This window comes from Pseudarthrobacter linnaei (genome assembly GCF_055412825.1).
In genome coordinates this window covers 287,865-294,467 of record NZ_JBVAYX010000003.1, presented here as the reverse complement: position 1 = coordinate 294,467, position 6,603 = coordinate 287,865, and the positions used below count along the sequence as shown (strand labels likewise).

Below are 6,603 nucleotides of genomic sequence, written 5' to 3'. Positions count from 1 at the left end.
AACTCCAGGCCCCGTACGAACTGGTCAAGGAAGTTGCCGCCACCGGCAAGCTCCCCGTGGTCCTGTTCACCGCCGGCGGCATCGCCACCCCGGCCGACGCCGCGATGATGATGCAGCTCGGCGCCGACGGTGTCTTCGTCGGCTCCGGCATCTTCAAGTCCGGCAACCCGGCCCAGCGTGCCGCCGCCGTCGTGAAGGCCACCACCTTCTTCGATGACCCGGACGAGATCGCCAAGGCCTCCCGCGGCCTGGGTGAGGCCATGGTCGGCATCAACGTCGACGAGATCCCGGCCCCGCACCGCCTCGCCGAGCGCGGCTGGTAACAGCAACACTCTGAAAGGAACGAACTTGTTCATCTGTCATGACGACTGGTCCCACCTGATCGGTGCGACAGTGGAAATCCGGCGCGAAGGAGACACCGTCCGCACAGGCCGCGTTGACCACGCCACAAAAGACTCCAACATCCTCTGGCTTGCGCAGGAAGGCAACAATCCGCGGAAGATGATCGACAAAGCCCAAGGCTACGAAGCATGGGCCGGCTCCGCGTTACTCCGCTGACCTTTGGCAATGTCCGTAAAGTAGCGCATCCCCTTCCGCGGATGAATGTACCTAAGCGGCCATTGCGGTGCCGAAGAGGCGTTCGGCCAGCTGGAGCAGGTGTGCCGGCGCATCCGCTTCATCGCCCTTTGTGGCCAAGGAACACGGCCGTCCCGCTGGCTGTCTCCTCGAGATGTAAACCTGCTTCACGGATCAGCACTTCGGCACGGGCGTTCAGGGGCAAGGGAATACAGTCTGCCTCGTCGTTCAGATAAACGTGCCAATCCTTACCGGTGATTGCTTCGACGTTTCCTTCAACCAAGGCCTGTCGCGAGGCTAGGGTCGTGTTGATTTTTTCGGCGCGGATGGGCTGACTTAGGCTTGCCGGGATAATCAGGGCGATGCATTTCGTGCGCATGAAGGGTCCTTTCTGCGTTTCAACGGTTGGCGACCTGAAAGCTTTTAAGCGAGGCCCGAACAGAATTTAGGCGCCGCCCGTTCCGGGCATTGTATGAGCTTGGCATCGTCCGTTCCACGTGAGAATTGGGCCTGAGTAGCGAATTAGACTCGGACCCTCAGTGATACGGGGATCCGCGGCACCCGCGGTGCCCGTGGGTCCTGTGGCAGCGGCCTAGGGTGTTGCGGGCAGCCGGGCACGGCGTGGAATCTCGGGCTCGGCTGCCCACGGCCCTTATCAAAGCAGCGGAAACGGGCCCACCTGCGGCTGGTGCACCGGCATGGGCGACGTGTCATCGCTGTAAACGCTATCTATCCATCACCATACCCACTCAATTTTATAATGCCGGTCCGCGGGATGTAGTGCACATTATGGAACCGACCTGGACGCAAAAGAGACCCGGAAATTTCACCGTCCGGACTGCGACATAACGCCCTGCGATTCTTTTTCGAGACAAGGGGACGCTAGGGAACGGTCGCCTAGCGCATGCCCTCGCGGCGGATGGCGGTGGCGATCGCCGCCGAACGGGTCTCAACCCCGAGTTTGGCGTAAATGTGTGCCAGGTGCGTCTTCACCGTGGCCTCGGAGATGAACAGCCGCTGACCGAGCTCCCGGTTGCTGAGTCCTTCAGCCAGGAGGGACAGCAGCTCTGCCTCGCGCGGGGTCAGGATGGCGTCCGGGTTGCGCAGTTGCTGGAAGAGCCTCGAGGCTACTGGTGCGCTCATTACGCTCTTGCCGTGGGCTGCGCCGCGGACGGCGGCGAAGATCTCCTCGGGGGAGGCGTCCTTGAGGAGATAGCCCATCGCCCCGGCATCGACGGCGCGGACGATGTCGGCATCGGAGTCGTAGGTGGTGAACACGAGGATCGCCTGCCCGCTGTTGCGCTGCCGCAACTGCTTGATGGCTTCGATGCCGTCCATGCCGGCCCCCATGGCGAGATCCATCATCACCACGGCCGGGCCGTGCTGCTCCACCAGGGCCAGGGCCTCCTCACCCGAGGCTGCCTCGGCCACCACCTTAATGCCGGGCTGGGTCGCCAACAGCGCCTTGAGCCCGCTGCGGACCACCAGGTGGTCATCGGCCAGCAGCACGGTAATGGTCTTCACTGTTTCTCCCTGGTGGGCAGTTCCGCGGCCACAACCGTCCCGTCGCCGGGGCGGCTTTCCACCGAGAATACGCCGCCGAGTTGTTCGACCCGCTGGCGCATGGCGCGCAGTCCGTAGCCTCCAGCGTCCGAAGGCGGTGCCAGCGACGACGAATCAAAGCCCGCGCCATCGTCGTGCACATCCAGCGTGACGGCGCCCGGGAGGAAGCCCAGCGTCACGGTGGCGGAGGCCGCGGACGCGTGCAGTGCCGTGTTGGCGGCCGCGCTCTGGACCACCCGGAGCAGGGCGTGCCGGGTGTCGGCGGGAACGGGACGGGGCTCGCCGGTGACCAGCAGGTGCACACCGGGCAGGTACTGCGCTGCCGCCTTGAAGACCGCTTCCGGGAGCGGCGCCGTGTCCAGTCCCGGGGAGGCGAGGTCGTGGACCAGGCTGCGGGTTTCGGCCAGATTCTGGCGCAGCATCCGGCTGGCGGAGCGGACGTCCTCACGGGCGGCCGGGGTGGGCCAGGACCGGTTGGCCGCTTCCAGGAGGAGGAGGCTGCTGGCCAGGCCCTGGGTCACGGTGTCATGGATTTCCCGGGAAACCCGCGCGCGTTCTTCGATGCTTCCCGCCCGGCGCTCGGTAGCCGCCAGCTGGTCCTGCGCCTGCGAAACGGCTGCGAGCAGGCGGCGCTGCTCAGCAGCGTCCTGTTCGAGGCGGTCGTGGATCAGTGTGAGCATGAGGCCCACCGCCAACGGGCCCAGGAGCATCGCGGCATCCGTGCCGTCGCTCAGCCGGAACAGCCCGGCGGCAGTGGCCGTCGCCGTCGCGCCGGCGGCGAGGTAGGCGCCCGGCCCGGTGAAGGCCGTGCGGCACAGGAAGAACAGCGCGAACGAGCACCAGGCAAAACTCGGCGCCACAATCACCAGCACGGCCCAGAGCACTACCAGGACGAACATCCACACCGCCCACGGCCGGCGCCGCTGCGAGAGCACGGCGATCAGCGCGTAGAGCGCACAGACCGCCGCGGCGAGGGCCAGGACGCCTAAGTTATCCGCAGGGCTGTGCCGCATGACGTAGCGGACCGCCGACGCCGTCATGAGTACGGCAAAACCAAGATGCATGACGGCGTCGATCCGGCCCAGCGCTCCGGTCACGGAGGCATACCCGCGCTGGGAGGGCTCCGGCGGGGCAGCTGGCAAGGAGGACATGGGATCCGGTTCCGGTCGATGGAGTTCTACCCACCATGCTAGAGCCCGCGCCGTGGCGCCGGCCTCAGCCTTTTGGCTGATGCTGCTGGCCTTACGGGGGAGGAAGCGCCAGACGAAGGCCCGATGCCCACCGGCACAGGAACGGCCAAGATGGATTCGGGGCCCGGTCCACCAGCCCGGAGCAAGCCCCGAGACCGCACATCAAGGAGAAGCCATGAAGAAGTCCCAGAAGTTCATCACTGCCGCCGCTACCACCGGGGCGCTGCTCCTGACCGGCGGGCTGACGGCCGCCGCCAACACCGGTCCCGCCCCGGCGGCGGACATCCAGCCTGTTCCGCAGAACGTGGTCGCCCAGAACCGCATCAGCGTGGGTGCTTCCGCCGCTGCCGTCCAGGCCGCCCTCGCGAAATGCCAGGCAGACAAGCTGCCGTTCGTGACGGTGGCGCTGGTCGACCGCTTCGGTACCGTCCAGGCCCTGCTTCGCGGCGACAACGCCGCCGAGCACACAATCGAGGCGGCCCGGGAAAAGGCCTACACGGCCGCGGCCTTCGGTACACCGACCAGCGAGTTGTCCAAACGGATCAACGGGAACGGGCCGAGCATCGCTGACCTCCCCGGCACGCTCTTCCTGGCCGGCGGGGTTCCGCTCAAGGTTAACGGGGTGTCCGTGGCGGGCATCGGCGTCGGAGGAGCTCCCGACGGCATGCTCGACGAAGCCTGCGCCGCAGCCGGGGCGGAATCCATTGCGGGTGCCGCGCCGGGTGCAGCCAAGTAGGCGTCACCTTGGCCGTGATCCGGAATCTCGTCCTGATCTGCGCAGCGGTGCTCGGGCTGACGTCCTGCGGCCCGGGAACAGAGCGGCCCCTCCGGCCCGAGTCCCCGACGTCCGGGATCACTCCCGGGCAACAGGCGCCGCGTCTGACGCCACCGGCCCCGCTGCTTTCTTCGCCAGCGTCGGCCCCGCCGGTCCCGCCCCGGGAGGCTCAGGCGGCACTGGGCCGGCGGCAACGTCAACGCCAAGGACGCGATCCAGGATTCAGCGTTCCTCTACGCCGGGGCAGAGGGATTCAACGAGGTTCTGCGGCTGACGCTCGCCAACGGCGCCGACGTTTCCAGCACCAACCGGTACGGCGGGACAGCGCTGATCCCCGCCAGCGAACACGGACACGTGGAGACCGTGCGGATCCTCATCGAAGCAGGGGTGCCCGTCAACCACGTCAACAACCTGGGCTGGACCGCCCTCCAGGAGGCCATCCTCCTCAACAACGGTGGCCCCCAGCAGCAGGACGTGGTCCGGCAGCTCCTCGCCGCCGGCGCGGACCCCACCATCCCGGACCGTCAGGGACGAACGGCGTTGGAGAACGCCAACCGGCTGGGATATGAAGAGATAGTCAACATCATCCAGACGGGGCGGAACGGGTGACTGAAGAAAATGCCGCCCTTTCCCGGTCCTCACCAGCGCCGCTAGCAAAGATCCTGCTGGAGCGAAGAAGCGTTGTGACCTGCACGTAACTGCGGAGGAGTAAATGGCCTTCGCCGCTCGTGCTCCGCGGGAGCACGTGACGGTCCGACTCGGTTGATTTCGGCTGCACTTTCCCGGGGCGAGACGCGTAACCAGGATGCCGACTGGTTGGGCCGCGGCCACGGACTTCAGGATTCCAGCGCACTGTCTAGGGGGCCTCTAGTTCTTGTCGTGTGCCGTTTGCGGTTGCATCATTGGGAAGCCGTAAATACGCTACGCGGCTGGGCACGGGAGAACGACCAGTCCGTCCGCGACGAGCTGGCCGTTCTCCCAAGGCGATCGAGGTCTACCGGTTCAACAACCACGAGGGCGGGCAGGAACACCATTGGGTCCGCCCGTTCCATCACGTGGCCGCCTTGCTGGCCGGCCAGTCACGGACAGAAACGGTTGTCTACAGCTTCGCGTCGCCGCCGTTCCCTCCCGGGCGCCGCCGTGGCACACTGGGACGACTATCGAGTGACTGGGGGGATTCCAGGTCAGGAGATCGTCATGGGCATTCTGATGCACCCCCACACTTCGGGCTGTCGGTCGGCGGTGGGCAACCCATGATGATCGGCTGGGCCTACCTCATGGCCGCCACATGACCATTGACGCGCTCCTGCTGGGCTTGCTGCTGCTGAACGTGAAGTGGCCCAAGCACTGGAAGAATAAGAACTAGACGCCCTCGCGGAGCGCCCTGCTCCCCCAGGCCCTCACACCGTCGGGGCCAGCTCGGCCGCGGGCACGACGACGGCGCCGGTCGCCGTCGAATCCGGGTTCAGCATCCAGCCGACCCGCTTGGCGGCGTTGAGCACCACCACACTTTCCACGAGCTGGATTCCGGGGATCCGCAGCTGCAGGGCCTGTTCGGCGTTCATCACGTCCGCCAGCGAATGCAGCCACATCAGGATCACAAAGTTGGTGCGGCCCGTGGTGGAGGCACTGAGCCGGATGTTGCGGAAGCTGCGCAGCTCTGCCGCGGCGGCCTCATGCTGGCCGGGCGGGACATTGGCGAACCACTGGCAGGCCACCGGGTATCCCGAGTATTTCTGCGCGATTTCGCACCGGAACGAGAGGACCTGGCTGGCCAGCACGCGGTTGAGCTGCCGCTGGACCGTGGCCGGGCTCCGCGCCAGCGCGCGTGCGATGTCCGCGGCCGCCGCCCGCCCGTCCCTGGCCAGGAACGGGATCAGGTCCAGGTGGCTCTGCGGCAGCGGCGCACCCTGGTTTCCCGTCGGGGCCGGCCCGGAGGCCTCGGGCCCCGCCAGCGCCTGGAGCGCCGCTTTCTGCGACTTGTCCAGGACGTTCAGCCGCCACGCGTACCCGCCGGAGTGCAGCCGCGTGCACAGCGACGTCTGGTACTTGGTGAGGCCCGGGATCTTCCTGAACTGCGGCATCACGTGGCCGCTGAAGTTGGCCAGGGTGGGTGTGATGACCGTCAGCATGAGGTCACGGTTGCTGGCCGCCTCCTCCACCGTGACCACCTCCGGGATGGCCGCCAGCGCGGCCGTGACCTCGGCGCGCAGCTCCATGTCGCAGTCCACATCCACAAGCGCCAGGCACATCTGTTTCGGATCGCCGATCAGATGGGCTGTGCTCCAGGCGGTGCCGGAAGCCTTCAGCCGGTCCCAGCGGGCCGCCAGGGTGGTGGCGTGGACGCCCAGAATGCCGGCGGCATCCGACCAGCTGATCCGCGGCGCAATCTGCAGCGCGTTGATCAGCTGAAGGTCTTCCTCACTGATGTTCACGTGCCCTCCGCCGTCGATGCATGATTCCTGTTCCACCCATCATACTTTTGCGTTTTTCCAGCCA

8 protein-coding genes are annotated in these 6,603 nt (G+C 66.6%); 4 read left to right on the top strand and 4 right to left on the bottom strand.

What is annotated here, in order from left to right; genetic code table 11:
- A partial coding sequence (locus ACZYZ3_RS05180; protein ID WP_463962160.1) for a beta/alpha barrel domain-containing protein occupies positions 1 to 323 on the top strand: 323 nt, incomplete at its 5' end.
- Positions 324 to 348: 25 nt separating this feature from the next.
- The gene (locus ACZYZ3_RS05175; protein ID WP_463962758.1) at positions 349 to 558 is read left to right on the top strand and encodes a hypothetical protein; all 210 of its coding nucleotides are present in this window, start codon (positions 349 to 351) and stop codon (positions 556 to 558) included.
- A gap of 118 nt (positions 559 to 676) precedes the next feature.
- Here the strand turns inward: ACZYZ3_RS05175 and ACZYZ3_RS05170 are convergent, their stop codons facing one another.
- From ACZYZ3_RS05170 to ACZYZ3_RS05160, 3 genes are all read right to left on the bottom strand, one after another.
- A complete protein-coding gene (locus ACZYZ3_RS05170) occupies positions 677 to 955 on the bottom strand; it encodes a DUF3846 domain-containing protein (protein ID WP_463962757.1) in 279 nt (92 codons plus the stop codon).
- A 518-nt stretch (positions 956 to 1,473) separates the two neighbouring features.
- On the bottom strand, positions 1,474 to 2,100 hold the full coding sequence (locus ACZYZ3_RS05165) for a response regulator (protein ID WP_463962756.1): 627 nt from the start codon (positions 2,098 to 2,100) through the stop codon (positions 1,474 to 1,476).
- Positions 2,097 to 3,290 (bottom strand): sensor histidine kinase, encoded by a 1,194-nt coding sequence (locus tag ACZYZ3_RS05160; protein ID WP_463962755.1) that lies wholly within the window; start codon positions 3,288 to 3,290, stop codon positions 2,097 to 2,099. Before ACZYZ3_RS05160 ends, ACZYZ3_RS05165 begins: the two co-directional genes overlap by 4 nt.
- Positions 3,291 to 3,504: 214 nt before the next feature.
- Between ACZYZ3_RS05160 and ACZYZ3_RS05155 the strand changes: the two genes are divergently transcribed.
- Together ACZYZ3_RS05155 and ACZYZ3_RS05150 are read left to right on the top strand one after the other, a co-directional pair.
- The gene (locus tag ACZYZ3_RS05155) at positions 3,505 to 4,065 is read left to right on the top strand and encodes a GlcG/HbpS family heme-binding protein (protein WP_463962754.1); all 561 of its coding nucleotides are present in this window, start codon (positions 3,505 to 3,507) and stop codon (positions 4,063 to 4,065) included.
- Between the two features lie 252 nt (positions 4,066 to 4,317).
- On the top strand, positions 4,318 to 4,713 hold the full coding sequence (locus ACZYZ3_RS05150) for an ankyrin repeat domain-containing protein (RefSeq protein ID WP_463962772.1): 396 nt from the start codon (positions 4,318 to 4,320) through the stop codon (positions 4,711 to 4,713).
- Positions 4,714 to 5,504: 791 nt separating this feature from the next.
- On the opposite strand, the gene ACZYZ3_RS05145 is transcribed toward ACZYZ3_RS05150, so the two are convergent.
- Positions 5,505 to 6,539 (bottom strand): Lrp/AsnC family transcriptional regulator, encoded by a 1,035-nt coding sequence (locus tag ACZYZ3_RS05145; protein ID WP_463962771.1) that lies wholly within the window; start codon positions 6,537 to 6,539, stop codon positions 5,505 to 5,507.
- Between the last annotated feature and the right edge of the window lie 64 nt (positions 6,540 to 6,603).

Coding starts and splice junctions, on each gene's coding strand:
- ACZYZ3_RS05160 (WP_463962755.1), bottom strand. CDS start 3,290: ATGTCCTCCTTGCCAGCTGCCCCGCCGGAGCCCTCCCAGCGCGGGTAT.
- ACZYZ3_RS05170 (WP_463962757.1), bottom strand. CDS start 955: ATGCGCACGAAATGCATCGCCCTGATTATCCCGGCAAGCCTAAGTCAG.
- ACZYZ3_RS05155 (WP_463962754.1), top strand. CDS start 3,505: ATGAAGAAGTCCCAGAAGTTCATCACTGCCGCCGCTACCACCGGGGCG.